This window comes from Pseudarthrobacter sp. NBSH8, from assembly GCF_014217545.1.
Lineage (GTDB): Bacteria > Actinomycetota > Actinomycetes > Actinomycetales > Micrococcaceae > Arthrobacter.
Map to the genome: position 1 here is coordinate 3,762,930 of NZ_CP043178.1, position 17,368 is coordinate 3,780,297.

The following is a 17,368-nucleotide window of genomic DNA, read 5'->3' on the forward strand; positions in this document are numbered from 1 at the left end:
TCGATGTTTGCGCGGCCGCTACTTGGCCAGGCCCGTGGCCCAGTCGTAGGTGGCCAGGTACGGATCCGGCTCAACGGCGGCGGGCGATGACCACACTGTCTCGATCAGGCCCGCTGAATTGATCTTGCCAATTCGGGGGGTCTTGGTGATGTGGTTGTTCTCCCCGTTGACCGTGACCAGGCCTTCGGGCGCTTCGAAGGTCACACCGTCCGCGGCGGCCTGCACCTTGTCCACGTCAAATGAAGCTGCCTTCTCCACCATGGCTTTCCACAGGAACAGCGACGTGTACGCAGCTTCCATGGGGTCGCTCGTGACCCGCTCCGCGCCGAACTTCGCCTTGAACGCTGCCACGAACTTCGTGTTGGCCGGCGTGTCCAGCGTTTGGTAGTAATCCCAGGCAGTCAGCTGGCCTTGGACGTTGTCCAGTCCGACGCCGGGGACTTCCTCCTCGGCGATGGAAACGGAGACCACAGGCATGCTGTCCGCCGTCAGGCCAACGCTCTTGTACTGACGGAAGAAGGCAACGTTGCTGTCGCCGTTGAGGGTATTGAAAACCGCATCGGCTTTGGAGTCCCGGACCTTGTTGACGATGGTGGAGAATTCCGTGGATCCCAACGGGGCGTACTCTTCCCCGAGGACTTCGATCCCCTTGGCTGCCGCGTAGGCCTGGATGATCTTGTTGGCTGTACGCGGGAAGACATAGTCACTGCCCACCAGGAAGAGGGACTTGGTTCCCTGCTCGGCCAGGTAGTCCAGGGCTGGAATGATCTGCTGGTTGGTGGTGGCCCCGGTGTAGAAGATGTTCTTGGACGATTCCAGGCCTTCGTACTGCACCGGGTAGAACAGCAGCGCGTCGTTGGCCTCAAACACGGGGAGCATCGCCTTGCGGCTTGATGATGTCCAGCCGCCGAACACCGCGGCGGTGCAGTCCTGCTGGATCAGTTTCCCGGCACGCTCCGCGAACTTGGTCGGTTCGCTGGCGCCGTCCTCACTGATGACCTCAAGCTTTTTGCCCAGAACACCGCCGGAACCATTGATTTCCTCGGCGGCCAGGGTCAGAGAGTCGAAGACGGTGCTCTCGCTGATTGCCATGGTGCCTGAGAGCGAGTTGATGAACCCCACTTTGACGCTGCTGCCCGAAGTGTCAACACAGGACGTGCCGCTGCTCGCGGCGGAGCCGGCGGACGCCGGATCGGCTATCTGGCTGCCGCAACCCGTTAGGACTGTGGCCATGGCGGCCGCCGCCAGAGGAAGGAAAGCGCGTTTGGTGATCAAAAACCTCATGTGTACCTGCTTCTCACTCCGCCGCTGCGCTGGGCAGCGGCTCGCCTCCGAGGTCCGTCAGAAGTGACCCCTTGCGATGAACGTAGAAGCGAATTGTTTCGGCGCCTGCTTGGTTGGTTTCGGAACCGTTTCGGGGCTCTCGCTATCCCGGCCTGAAGTTGAGGTGCACCACAATCGTGCGGGAAAAAACCGCGGGACGGCGGGCCTTGGGAGAATTAACCTGCGGGAAACCTGCCGCGGCGTAACTTTGGCCCGGCAGCCGGACACAATCCGGCCCGGACACGAATGACCGGCCCTGACCTGCGGCTATTCGCCGAGCGCTCTCGGCCGCCAGACCACCACGGCCTGGGATCGGGCGCGGGGGCGCTGGCCGCGGGCCAGGCTCACCACGTCGCCGGCGGCACCGGCCGCGAAGATCCGCGAATCAAGGGGATCCCGACGGCGGACCAGCTCCTCGGTCAGCTCGCCCACCCTGCGCTGCAGCGCGGCCACCTGGTTCTCGAGCTCAAGGATCCGTTTGATGCCTTCAAGGGAGACGCCTTCGTGGGACAGCCGCTGGACTTCACGCAGCATGTTGACGTCCCGCTGCGAGTAGCGGCGCGATTTCCCCGGCGCCCGGCTGGGCGAGACAATGCCCAGCCGGTCGTACTGCCGGAGCGTCTGCGGGTGCATATCCGCCAGTTCAGCCGCGACGGAGATCACGAAGATCGGCTGGTCAGCGCTGATGTCCACGGTCTGCTCCGTTGCTTAGAGCCGGGCCTTGGCGGCCAGGCCCTCACGGACATCGGCGTCGGCGGTGGCTTCGGCAAAGGCCTTCACGGCTGCTTCGGCTTCCTTGTTCAGGTTCTTCGGAACCGCGACGTCGATGGTCACCAGGAGATCGCCGGTTACCTTGGAGGTCTTCACGCCGTGGCCTTTGACCCGGAGCGTTCGCCCCGAGGGCGTGCCGGCCGGAACGCGGACCTTCACGGTCTCGCCGTCGATCGTGGGGACCTGGATGTCGGCGCCCAAAGCAGCTTCCGGGAAGGTGACCGGGACATGGATGCGGAGGTTGTCGCCGTCACGCGTGTAAAACTCGTGGGGCTTGACGGACACGGCCACCATCAGGTCGCCGTTGCCGGCAGGCCCTGGCTGGCCCTTGCCACGGACGCGCACCTTCTGGCCGTCCTTGATGCCGGCGGGAACGCGGACGTCAATGACGTCACCGCTGGGTTCGCGCAGGCCGATGGTGGTGCCGCGGATGGACCCGGAGAAGGAAATGCTGGTGGTCGCTGTGCGGTCGGCACCCTTCGAAGGCGGACGCTGGAAGCCGGGCTGGCCACCGAATCCACCGCCGCCAAACAGATCGGCGAACTCGGGCGGGATGCCGCCTGACCGGTTGAACCCGCTGGGCTGACGCCCTTGGCCGCCGGTGAACAACCCGCCAAACATGTCCTCGAAGCCGCCGTTGCCGCCGCCGGCCCCGCCGGGAGCGAACCTGGCGCCGCCGCCCATGGCCCGGATGGCGTCATACTGCTGGCGCTCATCCGGATCAGACAGCACCGAGTAGGCCTCGGAGATGTCCTTGAATTTCTTCTCCGACGCAACGTTCCCCGAGTTTGTATCCGGGTGGTGCTGGCGGGCAAGTTTCCGGTAGGCCTTCTTGATGTCGGCGTCGGAAGCGTCCTTGGCGATACCAAGGATCGCGTAAAAGTCCTTGTCAACCCAATCCTGGCTAGCCAATGGCGTTTCCTTTCAAAAGTACAAAAGCGTTAAGGCGAGATTACCGCCAGCGCGGAGGCCGGATATGGGGCGGCGGTGTGGAGGGCACCCGTGGGGGGCCCGCTGCCGCGAGGGTCCCGACGCGAGCTTGCGAGCGTTGGGAGCGGCAGGGGACGGGCACCGCCCCATATCCGGCGTAGCGCATCGGTGAGGATCAGGCCGGGACGGCCACAATCACCTGTGCTGCGCGGAGCACGCGGTCCCCTGACTTGTAGCCGGAGCGGAGCACCTGGCTGACGGTGTCAACCTCGATGTCTTCGCCAGGCTGCTGGATGAGGGCCTCGTGGATCGTGGGATCGAACTCCACTCCGGTCTCATCAATGCGGACCAGGCCGTACGTCTTCAGCGCGTTCTCCAATTTGGTGGCGATCGCGGCGAACGGGCCGTCGGACAGGTCACCGTGCTGGCGGGCGGCGTCGACGTCGTCAAGTACCGGAAGCAGGGAGTTCAGGACGCCGATGACGGCCATCTCCCCTGCCACGGCCCGGTCGCGCTCAACGCGCTTGCGGTAGTTGACGTATTCAGCCTGGAGCCGGAGAAGATCGTTCTTCATCTCGGCGGCTTCAGCCTGTCCTGCACCCTGTGCCACCGATTCCTCGGCCGGGACCTCGATGCCGTTGAGGATTTCCTCGGCCTGGGCGAGCGCATCGCCGTCGCTGTCCACAGGCTCGCCCACCGGGGACTCGCCTGCCGGCGCGTCAGCGGGCTGCCCGCCCTCCGGGTGCCGGGCCTGCCCGGTCACCGGATCAACCTTGCGGTTGTCCCGGATGACCGGCTCCTGGTGGCCGCTGCCCTGGTCTGGTGAAGAGTTGTGCTCTTCCTCGTTACCGTGGTGCGGCATGGCTACTTCTTCGCTTCGTCTTCGTCGATGATCTCGGCGTCGACGATATCCTCGTCAGCAGCCTTATCCCCACCGGCGGGAGCACCCTCGGCACCTGCGGCACCGGTGGCACCGTCCGGCGAACCGGCCTGGGCGTAGATGGCTTCGCCGAGCTTGGTCTGGGAAGCCTGGAGCTTCTCGAACGCGGTCTTCACGGCTGCGTCGTCGGTGCCTTCAAGGGCCTTCTTGAGTTCGTCGACGTCGGCTTGGACCTCGGTCTTGACTTCTTCAGGCAGCTTGTCGGTGTTGTCGGCGATCAACTTGTCCACGGAGTACGCGAGCTGCTCGGCGGTGTTGCGGGTGTCGGTCGCCTCGCGGCGGGCCTTGTCCTCGGCTGCGTGCTCCTCGGCGTCCTTGACCATGCGCTCAATGTCTTCCTTGGAGAGCGCGGTGCCGCCGGTGATGGTCATGGACTGTTCCTTGCCGGTGCCCTTGTCCTTCGCGGAGACGTGGACAATGCCGTTGGCATCGATGTCGAACGTGACCTCGACCTGCGGGACACCGCGCGGAGCCGGCGCGATGCCGGTCAGCTCGAACGTGCCCAGCGGCTTGTTGTCCCGGGTGAACTCGCGCTCGCCCTGGAAGACCTGGATGGCCACGGACGGCTGGTTGTCATCAGCCGTGGTGAAGGTCTCGGACCGCTTGGTGGGGATGGCGGTGTTGCGCTCGATCAGGTGCGTCATGACGCCGCCCTTGGTTTCGATGCCGAGGGACAGCGGGGTGACGTCGATCAGCAGGACGTCCTTGCGCTCGCCCTTCAGAACGCCGGCCTGGAGTGCTGCGCCAACGGCCACAACTTCATCCGGGTTTACGCCCTTGTTAGGCTCCTTGCCGCCGGCCAGTTCTTTGACCAGGTCGTACACAGCGGGCATACGGGTGGATCCGCCAACGAGGACGATGTGGTCGATCTCGGAAAGCTTGATGCCGGCTTCCTTGATGACGTCGTGGAACGGCTTCTTGGTGCGCTCCAGCAGGTCCTTGGTGAGCTCCTGGAACTTGGCGCGGGTCAGCTGCTCGTCGAGGTGCACCGGGCCGTCGGGGGTGACGGAGAGGTACTGAAGCGAGACGTTGGTGCTGCTGGAAGAAGAGAGTTCCTTCTTGGCCTGCTCAGCGGCTTCACGGAGGCGCTGCAGGGCGATCTTGTCCTTGGACAGGTCCATGCCCTTGACCTTGAGCTGGTTCAGCAGGTAATCCACAACGCGCTGGTCCCAGTCGTCGCCGCCGAGGCGGTTGTCGCCTGCGGTGGAGCGGACCTGGATGGTGGAGAAGTTGTCTTCATCCTTGCCCACTTCGAGCAGGGAGACGTCGAACGTGCCGCCGCCGAGGTCGAAGACCAGGATGAGCTCGTCTTCCTTGCCCTTGTCCAGGCCATAAGCCAGCGCAGCCGCGGTTGGCTCGTTGACAATGCGCAGGACGTTGAGGCCCGCGATTTCGCCGGCCTCCTTGGTGGCCTGGCGCTCGGCGTCGTTGAAGTAGGCCGGAACGGTGATCACTGCGTCGGTGACCTTCTCACCGAGGTAGGACTCGGCGTCGTTCTTAAGCTTCATGAGCACACGGGCGGAGATTTCCTGCGCGGTGTACTTCTTGTCATCGATGCCAACGGACCAGTCAGTGCCCATGTGGCGCTTGACGGAAGCGATGGTGCGATCAATGTTGTTGACGGCCTGGCGCTTGGCGATCTCGCCAACCAGGACTTCGCCGGACTTGGAGAATGCAACGACGGACGGCGTGGTGCGGCCACCCTCGGCGTTGGCAATTACGGTGGGCTCGCCACCTTCGAGAACGGAGACGACGGAGTTAGTGGTTCCGAGGTCGATACCTACTGCACGTGACATGTGTTGCTTCCTTCTTTTCCTTGGAAACTTGCTGGCGCTCGAGTGTTGAGCGTTCTGCACTCAACTTTACTCAGGGCGCAAGCGATGTCAATCCAAGGTTGAGCGGAGTCCGCTCAACCTTGGATTGTTAGGTCACGGCATCTTCGGGCTATCCCCGGATTTCCGGGGCATTTATGCCGAAATTCCGCTTCCCCGGCGGTAGTTCGCTGTGCGTGAACGGCACTACGGGTTCTTGTCCTCGTCCACTTCCACTTCGCGGGCGCTGTCAACGGAGCCGGCCTCGCCATAGTCACCTTCGGGGTAATCGCCTTCCTCGGGCTGGTTCTCCGCGCCGCCCACAACGCCGGCCTCGCCGTAGTCACCTTCCTCATACTGGCCGCCTTCACCCTCCAAACCGGGTTCGGTGCTGCCCTTGCGGCGGTCTTCTTCAGGTGCGGTGTTCTCACTCATGACGTGATCTCTCCTTTGAGTTTCCGCGTCCATCCGGGCGCAATTGGAGTCTACTCAGCCGGAGGCCTGCTAAACAGGGGGTGGCGCAGGCTTCGGGGCGCCCTCCGGGTTTCCGTCAGGCGCCGAGGCCGGCCATCCCCGCGAAGACGGCGAGGTGGTGCTCAAAGAGTTCATCACGGGCCCGGACGGCGGCCGGCGCCCTCCGTCTCGGATGGGCGGGCTTCGTCGTCGCGGAGCTCTGACGCGTCCAGCTCAGGCCTGCCCAGCTTGCCGGGCCACCAGATGCGCGGGCCGATGTCGTAAGCCAGCGCGGGGACCAGGAGCGAGCGCACCAGCACAGTGTCCAGCAGCACGCCGAACGCCACAATGAAGGCAAGCTGTACCAGGAACATGATGGGGATGACCCCCAGCGCGGCGAACGTGGCGGCGAGCACCACACCGGCAGAGGTGATCACGCCGCCGGTCACGCCAAGGCCGCGCAGGATGCCCGGCCGGGTCCCGTGCTTCAACGATTCCTCCCGCACCCGGCTCATCAGGAAGATGTTGTAGTCAACGCCCAGGGCCACCAGGAACACAAACCCGAACAACGGCACAGTGGCGTCAGCGCCGGGGAATCCCAGCAGGCTGTTGAAGACCACAGCCGAGACGCCCATGGCTGCCCCGTACGACAACACCACGGAGAGCACCAACAGCACCGGCGCCACCACGGAGCGAAGCAGCAGCATCAGGATGAACAGAATAACCACCAGCACGATGGGGATAATGATCACCAGGTCGCGCTGGGCGGTGATGTTGGTGTCCAGGGCCGTGGCGGTCACACCGCCAACCAAAGCGCCGGCGTCGACCGTTTTTACGTCTTGGCGCAGCGCCTTGACCGAGTCCTCCGCCTCAATGGAATCCGCGGCATAGTTGAGCGTGGCGTTGATCAGCACCTTGCCGTCGTGGACGTCGGGAGCGCTGGGACTGCTGGGCGCGCCGGGTGCTGCTGGTTCGGTGGAAATGATCGGCACCCCGCCTTCAGCCAGGAGGTAGGCGTCCCCCACGCCGTCGGCCGCTTTGACCTTTGCCAGCACTTCATCGGCTTTGCTTTCGTCCGCAATGACGACGGCGGGGCTGCCGCTGCCGGCGTCGAAATGCCGCGCCAGCGCGTCCTGGCCGTCCACCGCATTGGACGCGGTGAGGATGACGTCGGTCTGCGGCACGCCGTTGGCCTTCAGCTGCAGCACGCCGGCCGAAGCCACCAAAAGGAGGAGGACCGACGCCACCCAGACCGTGCGCGGGCGGCGGGAAACCAGCGACCCGGTGGCCCGCCAGATGCCCTTCTGCCCCTCCAGGCCGCTGACCAGTTCGGGCTCACGCTCGCCCGCCGGAACCAGCTTGGGGCGGAACGGCCAGAACGCGGCCCGGCCCAGGAGCGCCATCAGAGCGGGCAGTAGGGTCAGCGCGGCGAACAGCGAGCAGAGGATGCCGGCGGCCGCAACAGGGCCCAGCGCCTTGTTGGAATTCAGGTCCGAGAACAGCAGGCAGAGCAGGGCAATGATGACGGTGGCGCCGGATGCCAGGATCGGCTCGAACGACGCCTTCCACGCCGTTAGCACGGCTGCGGTCCGGTTGCGCGTGTGGGTCAGGGCCTCGCGGAACCTCGCCACGTACAGCAGCGCATAGTCCGTGGCCGCGCCGATCACCAGGATGGACAGGATGCCCTGGCTCTGGCCGCTCAACTGGATCCAGCCGAGCTTGGCCATGCCGAAAACGAGCAGAATGGCGGCGCACAACGCAAAGACCGAGGTGAGCAACACGGCGAGGGGCAGGAGAAGCGAGCGGTAGACGATGAGCAGGATCAGGAACACCGCACCGAGTGCCACCAGGAGCAGGATGCCGTCGATGCCGGCGAAGGCGCTGACCAGGTCTGCGGTCAGGCCCGCGGGGCCGGTGACGAAGGTCTGCATGCCTTCAGGAGCGGAATCCGCCAAAAAGTCCCGCAACTCCTGGACGGATTCCTTCAGCTCACCGGTGGACCCGATCGGAACGATGAACTGGACTGCTTTCCCGTCTTCCGAAGGGATGGGTCCGATCACAGCGCTGCCTGATTCGAGGCCCTCCAGTCCCGTTTTCAGGGATGCCAGTTCGCCAAGCTCCGCGGGGCTTATGGCGTCGCGGTTCTCGATGACGATAACGGCCGGCACTTCGTCTGAATCACGGAACTTCGCCTGCCAGTCCTGCGCGGCGGTGGCTTCGGCGCTGGCCGGCAGGAAGGAAGCCTGGTCATTGGAGGAGACCTCGTCGAGGCGCCCGAAGGTGGGTCCGCCCACCCCGGCGATGGCCAGCCACGTGAGCACCAACAAAACAGGAAGGAGCCAGCGCAGCCAGAACGGAACGCTCGCGCTGTGTTGGGGACTGGATTTCATGATTCCTACTTCACCTAGGGTGGCCGGGTAAGCTTGTGTCCATAATAGAGTATCTCTAAGATAGAGATAAATACCCGGGATTTTTTGTTCTACACCAATCAGCTGGCATCGCTGCAGTAATATCCGTCAGGGCACCAGGCAAGTTCACGGGCACCAGGCAAGCGAGTGGAGGAGGGCCGGATATGACGGACGAATCGTTCCAGCGCCCACCGAACTCCGCGCCCTTTGCCCTTGTCCGCCTGCTCCAGGACTTCACCCTGGAGGCCAACCGCTACGTGGACACCGCCGGCGGCCGCAACGACATGCACCGCACGGACCTCAATGCGCTGGCGGCGATCATGCGGCACACCGCCAAGGGCCTGGTGGTCACGCCGGGCATCCTGCGCAAAGAACTCAACCTCAGCTCCCCCGCCACCACCGCCCTCATCGACCGGCTGGACAGTTCGGGGCACGTGGTCAGAGAGCGTCTCGGCCCGGACCGGCGGCAGGTCCAGCTCCGCATGACACCGAAGGCGTTCCAGGACGGCAGTGCCATGTTCATGCCGCTGTCGCGCCACATGGGTACCGCCATGGCGGACTTCTCGCCCGCCGAACTGGAGCTCGTCACGCGATTCATGACCGCCATGGTGGAGGCCACCGTCGCGGCCCGTGAGGAGGCGGCCGGCGGCGGCCCCGCCGCCCCCGCCAAGTAGGAAGGTTCCGTCCGTTTTCCATTGGGGAGGGGTAGCGTTTCACTATGAGCGCGCAGCAGCCTGACGACGATGTGTACACGCACGGCCACCACGATTCTGTGGTCCGCGCCCACGCCTCCAGGACCGCGGAGAACTCCGCGGCCTTTGTCATTCCCCACCTCACGCCCGGGGTTTCAGTGCTCGACGTCGGCTGCGGCCCTGGGAGCATCACCTGCGATTTCGCGGGGCTGGTGTCGCCAGGAAAAGTCACCGGCCTGGACCGGTCACCGAACATCATCGCCCAGGCCACGGCACTGGCCGCCGAGCGCGGCGTGGCCAATGCGGAATTCTTGGCCGGCAACATCTATGACCTCGACTTCGAGGACGAAACGTTCGACGTCGTGCATGCCCACCAGGTGCTCCAGCACCTCACCGATCCTGTGGAGGCGTTGCGCGAGATGCGCCGGGTGGCGAAACCGGGCGGCATTGTGGCAGTGCGCGACGCCGACTTCCACGGCATGAGCTGGTACCCGGCCATCCCTGAGCTGGACGAATGGATGGACCTGTACCAGCGGATCGCCCGCCGCAACGGAGCCGAGCCTGACGCCGGCCGCCGGCTCGTATCCTGGGTCCAGTCCGCGGGCTTCGGCGACGTGGCGCCCACCAGCAGCAACTGGCTGTATGCCACCGGGCAACAGCGGAGATGGCAGGCCAGGGTCTGGGGTGAACGGGTGCTGCATTCGGCCTTCGCGGAGCAGGCCCTTGAATACGGCTTCGCCAATCCGGCGGACCTGGCCAGGATTTCCGCTGGCTGGCACCGTTGGGGCTCCACCGACGACGGCTGGTTCCTGATCCCGAACGGTGAGGTAATCGCCCGGGCATGATTTCCACATAGGCATAACAACGCCTATCCACCCCGCTCTGGCCGCAATAGCGTCGGCACATGAGCTATTGCGGAGAGAACGAATACTGGGCAGAGCCTTACACCGCCGAGGTTGACCAACTAGACTTGGTCAACATGGGACAATACAACGTCCAGGAGGCAAAAACGCGCCTCTCTGAGCTGTTAAATCTTGTTGAAAACGGCGAGGATGTGGTCATTGCCAAGGCAGGCCGCCCGGTGGCCCGGCTGGTGAAAATCGAGCGCCCGCTCAAACGCGAACTGGGCTTCCTGGCGCCCCTCCAGATCCCTGACGGGTTCTACGAGCCGTGGACCGACGAGGAAATGGGTGTAGTGACGGGTGGCGATCATTGATGCGCCTGCTCCTGGACACCCATGTTTTCCTGTGGGCCCTCGCCGAACCCAGGAAACTGTCCACCAAAGCCAGGAACGCCATCACTAAGCTAGAGAACTCGGTCTATGTCTCGCCCATGACCGCCTACGAACTGTCATACAAACACCATCAAGGCAAGCTGCCGTCGGGGGCGGCGATAGTGGCAAGCTTCGGACGGCAGGTGGCCCACCTGTACGCCTCAGAGCTGGCCATCTCCGCTCCGCATGCGTTGGCCGCCGGTCAGCTGGAATGGGAACACAAGGACCCCTTTGACCGGATCCTGGCTGCGCAAGCCATGGTGGAAGGACTGACGCTGGTGACGGCAGATCAGCATCTTCACGCCTTTGAGCCCGTGACCACACTGTGGTGAGGGCGGCACTCACTTGTGGTGAGGGTGCCATTCTTGCGGTGCTGACGGCACTAAACTTGGCAGGTGCAATTCTCCCTTTGGCTCGCCCTCGCGGGCGCCGGTCTCCTGATCAGTTTCACGCCGGGCGCCGGTGCCATCAACACCATGAGCAACTCGCTGACGTCCGGGTTCCGCCGCTCCATCTGGGGGATCCTTGGCCAGCAGGCAGCGCTGGTTGTCCACGTGGTGATCGTGGCGTTGGGCGTCGGCGTGCTGGTGGCCAGCTCCCCGGTGGCCTTCAACGTGATCCGCTACGCCGGCGCCGCTTACCTGGTGTACCTGGGTATCCGCCAGTTCCTGAGCAAACCGGAACTGGACCAGGAACAGGCCGACGCCCTCCGGAATGAGCCCGCCTGGTCAATGTTCCGGCGCGGCCTCTGGGTCAACCTGCTCAATCCGAAGGCCATCGTTTTCTTCCTCGCGTTTATGCCACAGTTCATCCGCCCGGAACAGCCCCTCCTGCCCCAGTATCTTGTGCTCACGGCCACCGTGGTGGTGATCGACATCCTGGTCATGTGGTTCTTCTTCGCTTTTGCCGCCAAATCCTTCCAGCGCTTCACGCACAACGCCCGCGGCCAGAAGATCCTCAGCCGGATCTTCGGGGTGCTCTTTGTGGGGGTGGGAATTCTCCTCGCCCTGATCCACTAGGCCTGGCCACTGGGGCTGATCACCCGGTAGCCCGGCCATCATGCCCGGCGCGGGCTGGCTGAGTGCCGTAGGGGCTCCAGCTTTCGCCGGAGCTTGCCCCGTAGGTCTGATCCTGGTGGGCTCTCCACCACCGGGCACAGCCTCGAACGTGATGGCGTTCCTGGCCAAGGGGGACGTGGCCCTGTCGGTAGCCGTCGCCTCGGTATCCACCCTGATCGCACCGGTGGTTACGCCGCTGCTGGTCCTGTTCCTGTTCCTGTTCCTGGCCGGATCATTCCTGGAAATCGACGCCGGGAGCATGGTTCTGGACATCGTCAAGACGGTGCTCCTGCCAGTCATTGCCGGGCTGCTGCCGCGGCGCCCGCTGCGGGACGACCAGCAAGGGCTGCTTGAGGCAGCTTCGATCACCGCGCACGTCCGCACCGTCCTCCGCCAGGCGGCGCCGCGACAGCGGCTGATGCAGCAGCAGCAGGTACGCTCTATTTCATGACCCCCGCACCTGTGATCATCGCCATTGACGGGCGATCCGGCGCAGGCAAAACCACTCTGGCCATCGAACTCGCTGCGCAGCTACGGAACCATCACAAAGTCGCGCTGTTCCACCTTGAGGACATCTACCCGGGCTGGAATGGCCTCACCGCGGGCATCGAGCGCTACATTTCCACCGTGCTCAGACCCTTGAGCCGCGCCGAGCCCGCCACCTGGACCAGCTGGGACTGGGACAGTCATTACGACGGCGACACCCGGGTCACGCTGCCCGCCGAGATCGTGATCATTGAGGGAGTGGGGGCGGCCGCCGCCGACGCCAGGCCCATGCTCAGCGCTGTCATCTGGGCCGACTCGCCGGACGACATCCGCCGGAAGCGGGCCCTGGACCGCGACGGCGGGACGTATGAGCCGTTTTGGGACCAATGGGCCGAACAGGAAAACGCGTGGCTCGCCGCCGACGACGTCCTCCGCCAAGCCGATATCCGCGTCCTCAACAATGCCGATGGTTCCGCCACCGCCGACGTCATGCAGGCCCTCGCGTACCTGCCCGCCCTCGGTCCGGCGCTTGTTCCCGAGCTTGCCTCCCGCCGCGGCCTCAGGCTGCGTGCAGAACGGCTGGACGCCAGGCCTGACGCCGCGGCCCTCTTCGAGAACCTTTACGGCGGCTCAGCGAACGCCGCCTGGCTGGACTCCTCCAATGCGGGCATCGCCAACACAGACATCTCCTACACAGGCTCCGCGAGCGCGTCCGCCGGGTCACCCCCCGAACAATCGCCAGCGCAGTCGCCGGCCACCGAACGCAACCGCTTCAGCATCCTCGCGGACGACGGCGGAACGTACGGTCAGGCGGTCACGCACAGGTCCGGCGAAAGCGTCATCACGGCAGGCTCCGCCACGGCGCGCGTGCCGGGACCGTTCTTCCGCTGGCTGGACACCGTCTGGGGACGCCGGGCGGTCCGCGCTCCGGAGGGCTACCCGGGCGACTTCACCCTGGGCTGGCTGGGCTGCCTGGGCTATGAGCTCAAGCGCGAAACCGGAGGGACGGACGTAGCGGCGCCGACTCCCGACGCGGCCCTGATCTTCGCGGGCCGCGCCGTCGTTCTGGACCACGTTGAAGGAACGGCCTGGCTCCTGGCGCTGGAAGCGCCCGACGCCGACAGTTGGCTGACCGCCGCCCGCGCCGCCGTCGCCGCCGGCTCCCCAAGCACCCCGGGCTCAGGCGCTCAAAGCACGCACGCCGGCGGCAGCAACGTCGTCGTGCGTCCCGTTGGGCCCGCATTCAGCAGCCGCGACACGGAGCGCTCCTACCTGGCCAAAATCGAGGCTGCCCAGCACCAAATCCATGAGGGCAACTCCTACGAGGTGTGCCTGACCACCACGCTCACGGCCCGGCTGCCCGCCGCCGCGGCGGCCCCCTGGCCCACGTACCTCGCGCTGCGGCGGAAGAACCCGGCGCCGTTCGCCAGCTACCTGCGGTTCGGCGGGCTGACGGTGGCCAGTACGTCGCCTGAGCGGTTCCTGAGGATAACGTCCGACGGCGGCATGCGCGCCGAACCGATCAAGGGCACCCGCCGCCGGGGTGCTGATCCGGAGCGTGACAGGCAACTGCGGGAGAACCTGGCGGCCTCGCTGAAGGACCGTGCGGAAAACATCATGATTGTGGACCTGCTGCGGAACGACCTTAGCCACTTCGCTGAGCCCGGATCGGTGACAGTCAGCAGGCTGTGCGAGATCGAAAGCTACGCCACCGTCCACCAGATGGTCAGCACCATCGATGCGCAGCTCCTGCCCGGAGCGCCGCGAGCCGAGGCGGTGGCCGCATGTTTCCCTGCCGGCTCCATGACCGGCGCTCCGAAAATCAGCACCATGGCAATCCTGGACCGGCTGGAGGAAGGCCCACGGGGCCTGTATTCCGGCGCGATCGGCTATTTTTCGCTCAACGGGGCCACGGACCTGGCGGTGGCGATCCGTACTTTGGTCACCACGGCGCAGCCCGGTGGTGACGGCGGCGAACAAGGGGCGACGGCGGATCTCACCCTCGGCATCGGCGGTGCCATCACTGCCGACTCGGTACCTGACGAGGAGTACGACGAAATCCGGGTGAAGGCGCACGGTGTGCTGTCCGCGCTGGGTGCGGACTTTCCCGGCGGCTAGGCAGGTCTGGTGACTGGCAGGCTTACTGGACGGTAGCCGTCAGCCGGGCCACGTTGTCGATGTACCGGGCCGCGAGGGGGCGCTGAAGCCAGTCCTCAAGCATGAGTTCGTTGGAAATGTCGCGGTACGTGTCTTCGACCGCGCGCATATTGTTCACGATCTCCGCGCCGAGCAGCATCACCGAGACCTCCATGTTCAGCGAGAAGGAGCGCATGTCCATGTTGCTGGAGCCCAGGACCGCCACTTCGTCGTCGATGGTGAAGTGCTTGGCGTGGAGCACGAAGGGCGCTTTGTAGAGGTAGATCCGGACGCCTGCCTCCAACAGCGCCTCGTAATAGGAGCGCTGGGCGTGGTGGACCAGGAACTGATCGCCCTTCTCGGAGACGAACAACTCCACGTCCACGCCCCGCTGGGCCGCTGTGGTGATGGCGTAGAGCAGGGAATCGTCGGGCACAAAATACGGGCTGCAGATGGAGATCCGGTGCTGCGCAGAGTAGATCAGGGTGTTGAAGAGGCGCAGGTTGTTTTCGGTGATGAACCCGGGGCCGCTGGGCACCACCTGGGCCGTGACGTTGCCCGGTTCGGGGTTGGCCGGGAGCTGCAGCTGATGTTCCAGCGACTCGTCGGTTTCGCTCAGCCAGTCCGTGGCGAAAACAACGTTGAGTGTGGTGACGATCGGTCCGCGCAGGCAGGCCATCAGCTCCACCCATTCGCGGCCGGCCTTGCGGTGTTTGGGGTTGTTGTAGGAAGGCTCGATCAGATTCTGCGACCCTGTGAAGGCGAGTTCGCCGTCGATCACCATGATCTTCCGGTGGTTGCGGAGGTCCGGGCGCCGCCACTGGCCGTGGGTGGGCAGCAGCGGGAGCATCCGCTTCCACTGGATCTTCCCGGCCCTCAGCCGCTTAAGGAAGTTGCGGTAACCCTTGACCCGGAGCGTGCCGATGTGGTCGAACAGCACCCTGACTTCCACGCCGCGCTCGGCAGCCTCCTCGAGGGCGGTCAGCAGGTCATCGGTGACGTGGTCCGTACTCATGATGTAGAACTCGGCGTTAACGAAGTACTTGGCCTTGCGCACAGCCTCGGTCATGGCCAGGATCGAGTCCGGGTAGCCGGGGATGAGGTCCACGGTGTTGCCATCCACCATGGGGAGGGAGCCGAGCCGCCGGTTCAATTCACCGGCGGACTTCACCCATTCGGGCCCAGGGTATTCACTGACGACGTCGGCGAGAGCCGAGATGCCGGACCGCACGCGGGTGTTGATGATCTCCTGCTGCTGGCGGCGGCGGCTGGAGAGCCTGAAGTTTCCGAAGAGAAGGAAAAGGATCAGGCCCAGGAACGGCACAAAAAAGATGCCCAGCAGCCAGGCCATGGCCGTTGTGGGGCGCCTGTTGCCGGGAATGATGCCGACGGCGACGACCCGGATCACCAGGTCTGCAATGCTGAGCACCACCACCACCCACGTCGGTGCGGTACCGGCAAGCGAAATTGGCCACAGCACTGGAATACCCCCGGTTTGCGCGCACCCGCGGACCGGTTCCGGCGGGGCAATGACCACATCTTAGCCGCGGCGGGCCCTACTAAGCTGGAGCCATGACATCTCCTGCGCCCGTGGTGCTCGTTTTCCTTGACCCCGCGTTCCCGGACGGCCGGCTGGCCGACGCTTCACAGCCCCAGCTGATGGCCACGGACCAGGGCGCCACCCGCGGCGATGGCGTGTTCGAATCCATGCTCGCGGTGGGCGGCGCAGTCCGGAAGCAGCAGGCGCATCTGGACCGGCTGGCGGGGTCGGCCCAGGCCCTTGACCTGCTGATTCCGGCGCAGGACGTGTGGCGGGCAGCCATCTCCGCGGGCGTCGCGGAGCACCGTAACCAGCACCCTGCTCCCTCGCCAGCGGAGGACGAGGTGGTGGTGAAACTTGTGGTCACCCGTGGCCCGGAAGGCGCGGAGTCTCCTACGTGCTGGGTCCAGGTCTCCCCGGTGGGCGCCCTCGGCCGCCGGCAGCGCGAAACCGGGATCGACGTCATCCTCCTGGACCGCGGCTACGACAGCGACGTGGCTGAGCGTGCCCCGTGGCTGCTGCTCGGCGCCAAGACCCTGTCCTATGCCACGAACATGGCCGCCCTGCGGTACGCCCACAAACAGGGCGCCGACGACGTCATCTTCACGTCCTCGGACGGCAGGGTCCTGGAAGGCCCCACGTCCACTGTGCTGCTGGCACATCTGGAAACGTCCGACGACGGCGCCGGCGCCACCCGCACGGTGCGCCGGCTCATCACTCCGCAGCTGGACAGCGGGATCCTCCCCGGGACCTCCCAGGGTGCCCTTTTCGCGGCGGCCAAGGCGGCCGGGTGGGAGCTCGGGTATGGTCCGCTGGAACCACAGGACCTGCTGGATGCCGACGCCGTATGGCTGATTTCCAGCATCAGGCTGCTCGCGCCGGTGAACCACATTGACGGCAAGGAAGTGGGAACCCCTGCCCTGCAGAAGCAGCTGACGGCCGAACTCAACGCATTGTTTGCCGGGGTTCAGTAGTTCGTTGGGATTCAACAGTTTTCCGGGATCCAGCAGTTTTCCGACGTTCAGCAGGGAGGCCTGAGGCCATGGCGGTTCGCAGTGCGGGGATCCTGCTGTACCGGCGGGGAGCAGACGGGCCGGAAGTATGGATAGCGCACATGGGCGGACCGTTCTGGGCTCGCAAACAGACGCAGTCGTGGTCCGTTCCCAAGGGCGAATACCTTCCCGATGAGGAACCCCTGCTGGCCGCCCTTCGGGAATTCGCCGAAGAGATCGGCACGCCGCCGCCGGCCGTTGACTATTTTGAGGTGGGGGCTTTCCGGCAACCGTCGGGAAAGGTCATTACGGTGTTTGCGGCAGAGTCTGACTTCCAGCCGGATGGGATTGTGAGCAACACCTTTCCGCTGGAGTGGCCCAGAGGATCCGGCATCATCCAGGACTTTCCCGAGGTGGACGACGCCCGGTGGGTGACGGAGACCGATGCCCGCGGCAAGCTGGTCAAGGGCCAGCTGCCGATCCTGGACGCAGTGCTGCACCGTCTTGAACGGCACTGAATTGAACCGCCCTGTTGGTCCGTCGCGCGGGTCCGTA

Annotated in this window: 17 protein-coding genes; 9 read left to right on the forward strand and 8 right to left on the reverse strand. The window is 65.1% G+C overall.

All coding sequences use genetic code 11. The features are described 5' to 3' along the window. Positions 1 to 18 precede the first annotated feature (18 nt). From urtA to FYJ92_RS17470, 7 genes are all read right to left on the reverse strand, one after another. The gene (gene urtA / locus FYJ92_RS17440; protein WP_185261823.1) at positions 19 to 1,284 is read right to left on the reverse strand and encodes an urea ABC transporter substrate-binding protein; all 1,266 of its coding nucleotides are present in this window, start codon (positions 1,282 to 1,284) and stop codon (positions 19 to 21) included. Positions 1,285 to 1,590: 306 nt separating this feature from the next. Further along, positions 1,591 to 2,016, reverse strand: a complete 426-nt coding sequence (locus tag FYJ92_RS17445; RefSeq protein ID WP_185261824.1) for a heat shock protein transcriptional repressor HspR — start codon at positions 2,014 to 2,016, stop codon at positions 1,591 to 1,593. Between the two features lie 15 nt (positions 2,017 to 2,031). Further along, the gene (locus FYJ92_RS17450) at positions 2,032 to 3,006 is read right to left on the reverse strand and encodes a DnaJ C-terminal domain-containing protein (protein ID WP_185261825.1); all 975 of its coding nucleotides are present in this window, start codon (positions 3,004 to 3,006) and stop codon (positions 2,032 to 2,034) included. A gap of 193 nt (positions 3,007 to 3,199) precedes the next feature. After that, a complete protein-coding gene (locus FYJ92_RS17455; RefSeq protein ID WP_185261826.1) occupies positions 3,200 to 3,886 on the reverse strand; it encodes a nucleotide exchange factor GrpE in 687 nt (228 codons plus the stop codon). A 2-nt stretch (positions 3,887 to 3,888) separates the two neighbouring features. After that, the gene (gene dnaK, locus FYJ92_RS17460; RefSeq protein WP_185261827.1) at positions 3,889 to 5,760 is read right to left on the reverse strand and encodes a molecular chaperone DnaK; all 1,872 of its coding nucleotides are present in this window, start codon (positions 5,758 to 5,760) and stop codon (positions 3,889 to 3,891) included. 222 nt (positions 5,761 to 5,982) lie between these two features. Then, positions 5,983 to 6,210 (reverse strand): hypothetical protein, encoded by a 228-nt coding sequence (locus FYJ92_RS17465; protein WP_185261828.1) that lies wholly within the window; start codon positions 6,208 to 6,210, stop codon positions 5,983 to 5,985. 173 nt (positions 6,211 to 6,383) lie between these two features. Continuing rightward, on the reverse strand, positions 6,384 to 8,618 hold the full coding sequence (locus FYJ92_RS17470) for an efflux RND transporter permease subunit (RefSeq protein ID WP_185261829.1): 2,235 nt from the start codon (positions 8,616 to 8,618) through the stop codon (positions 6,384 to 6,386). Between the two features lie 182 nt (positions 8,619 to 8,800). Between FYJ92_RS17470 and FYJ92_RS17475 the strand changes: the two genes are divergently transcribed. The 7 genes from FYJ92_RS17475 to FYJ92_RS17505 all read left to right on the forward strand — a co-directional run bounded on the left by FYJ92_RS17475 (position 8,801) and on the right by FYJ92_RS17505 (position 14,263). After that, positions 8,801 to 9,310, forward strand: a complete 510-nt coding sequence (locus FYJ92_RS17475; RefSeq protein ID WP_185261830.1) for a MarR family winged helix-turn-helix transcriptional regulator — start codon at positions 8,801 to 8,803, stop codon at positions 9,308 to 9,310. 44 nt (positions 9,311 to 9,354) lie between these two features. After that, on the forward strand, positions 9,355 to 10,173 hold the full coding sequence (locus FYJ92_RS17480) for a methyltransferase domain-containing protein (RefSeq protein ID WP_185261831.1): 819 nt from the start codon (positions 9,355 to 9,357) through the stop codon (positions 10,171 to 10,173). Positions 10,174 to 10,232: 59 nt separating this feature from the next. Next, positions 10,233 to 10,544, forward strand: coding sequence for a type II toxin-antitoxin system prevent-host-death family antitoxin (locus FYJ92_RS17485; protein WP_309233242.1), 312 nt, complete (start codon positions 10,233 to 10,235; stop codon positions 10,542 to 10,544). Next, positions 10,544 to 10,933, forward strand: coding sequence for a type II toxin-antitoxin system VapC family toxin (locus FYJ92_RS17490; RefSeq protein ID WP_185261832.1), 390 nt, complete (start codon positions 10,544 to 10,546; stop codon positions 10,931 to 10,933). Before FYJ92_RS17485 ends, FYJ92_RS17490 begins: the two co-directional genes overlap by 1 nt. Positions 10,934 to 10,996: 63 nt before the next feature. Beyond that, positions 10,997 to 11,620: a LysE family transporter gene (locus FYJ92_RS17495; protein ID WP_185261833.1), complete on the forward strand. Its 624-nt coding sequence runs from the start codon at positions 10,997 to 10,999 to the stop codon at positions 11,618 to 11,620. A gap of 40 nt (positions 11,621 to 11,660) precedes the next feature. Continuing rightward, positions 11,661 to 12,110, forward strand: a complete 450-nt coding sequence (locus FYJ92_RS17500; protein ID WP_370526046.1) for a bile acid:sodium symporter family protein — start codon at positions 11,661 to 11,663, stop codon at positions 12,108 to 12,110. After that, positions 12,107 to 14,263: a chorismate-binding protein gene (locus FYJ92_RS17505; protein WP_185261834.1), complete on the forward strand. Its 2,157-nt coding sequence runs from the start codon at positions 12,107 to 12,109 to the stop codon at positions 14,261 to 14,263. The genes FYJ92_RS17500 and FYJ92_RS17505 overlap by 4 nt, the downstream gene beginning before the upstream one ends. Before the next feature lie 22 nt (positions 14,264 to 14,285). Here the strand turns inward: FYJ92_RS17505 and cls are convergent, their stop codons facing one another. Further along, positions 14,286 to 15,758 carry a cardiolipin synthase gene (gene cls, locus FYJ92_RS17510; protein WP_185263864.1) on the reverse strand — a complete coding sequence of 491 codons (1,473 nt, stop codon included), beginning with the start codon at positions 15,756 to 15,758 and terminating at the stop codon, positions 14,286 to 14,288. Between the two features lie 95 nt (positions 15,759 to 15,853). Here cls and FYJ92_RS17515 point away from each other — a divergent pair, with 95 nt between their 5' ends. Further along, a complete protein-coding gene (locus FYJ92_RS17515; RefSeq protein ID WP_185261835.1) occupies positions 15,854 to 16,795 on the forward strand; it encodes an aminodeoxychorismate lyase in 942 nt (313 codons plus the stop codon). A gap of 68 nt (positions 16,796 to 16,863) precedes the next feature. Then, complete coding sequence (locus FYJ92_RS17520; protein WP_185261836.1) at positions 16,864 to 17,331, forward strand: NUDIX domain-containing protein; 468 nt, start codon at positions 16,864 to 16,866, stop codon at positions 17,329 to 17,331. The last annotated feature ends 37 nt before the right edge of the window (positions 17,332 to 17,368 follow it).

Excerpts from the sequence above, each read along its gene's own strand:
- urtA (WP_185261823.1), bottom strand. The coding sequence starts at position 1,284 with ATGAGGTTTTTGATCACCAAACGCGCTTTCCTTCCTCTGGCGGCGGCC.
- FYJ92_RS17455 (WP_185261826.1), bottom strand. The coding sequence starts at position 3,886 with ATGCCGCACCACGGTAACGAGGAAGAGCACAACTCTTCACCAGACCAG.
- dnaK (WP_185261827.1), bottom strand. The coding sequence starts at position 5,760 with ATGTCACGTGCAGTAGGTATCGACCTCGGAACCACTAACTCCGTCGTC.
- FYJ92_RS17465 (WP_185261828.1), bottom strand. The coding sequence starts at position 6,210 with ATGAGTGAGAACACCGCACCTGAAGAAGACCGCCGCAAGGGCAGCACC.
- FYJ92_RS17470 (WP_185261829.1), bottom strand. The coding sequence starts at position 8,618 with ATGAAATCCAGTCCCCAACACAGCGCGAGCGTTCCGTTCTGGCTGCGC.
- FYJ92_RS17475 (WP_185261830.1), top strand. The coding sequence starts at position 8,801 with ATGACGGACGAATCGTTCCAGCGCCCACCGAACTCCGCGCCCTTTGCC.
- FYJ92_RS17480 (WP_185261831.1), top strand. The coding sequence starts at position 9,355 with ATGAGCGCGCAGCAGCCTGACGACGATGTGTACACGCACGGCCACCAC.
- FYJ92_RS17485 (WP_309233242.1), top strand. The coding sequence starts at position 10,233 with ATGAGCTATTGCGGAGAGAACGAATACTGGGCAGAGCCTTACACCGCC.
- FYJ92_RS17490 (WP_185261832.1), top strand. The coding sequence starts at position 10,544 with ATGCGCCTGCTCCTGGACACCCATGTTTTCCTGTGGGCCCTCGCCGAA.
- FYJ92_RS17500 (WP_370526046.1), top strand. The coding sequence starts at position 11,661 with ATGCCCGGCGCGGGCTGGCTGAGTGCCGTAGGGGCTCCAGCTTTCGCC.
- FYJ92_RS17505 (WP_185261834.1), top strand. The coding sequence starts at position 12,107 with ATGACCCCCGCACCTGTGATCATCGCCATTGACGGGCGATCCGGCGCA.
- FYJ92_RS17515 (WP_185261835.1), top strand. The coding sequence starts at position 15,854 with ATGACATCTCCTGCGCCCGTGGTGCTCGTTTTCCTTGACCCCGCGTTC.
- FYJ92_RS17520 (WP_185261836.1), top strand. The coding sequence starts at position 16,864 with ATGGCGGTTCGCAGTGCGGGGATCCTGCTGTACCGGCGGGGAGCAGAC.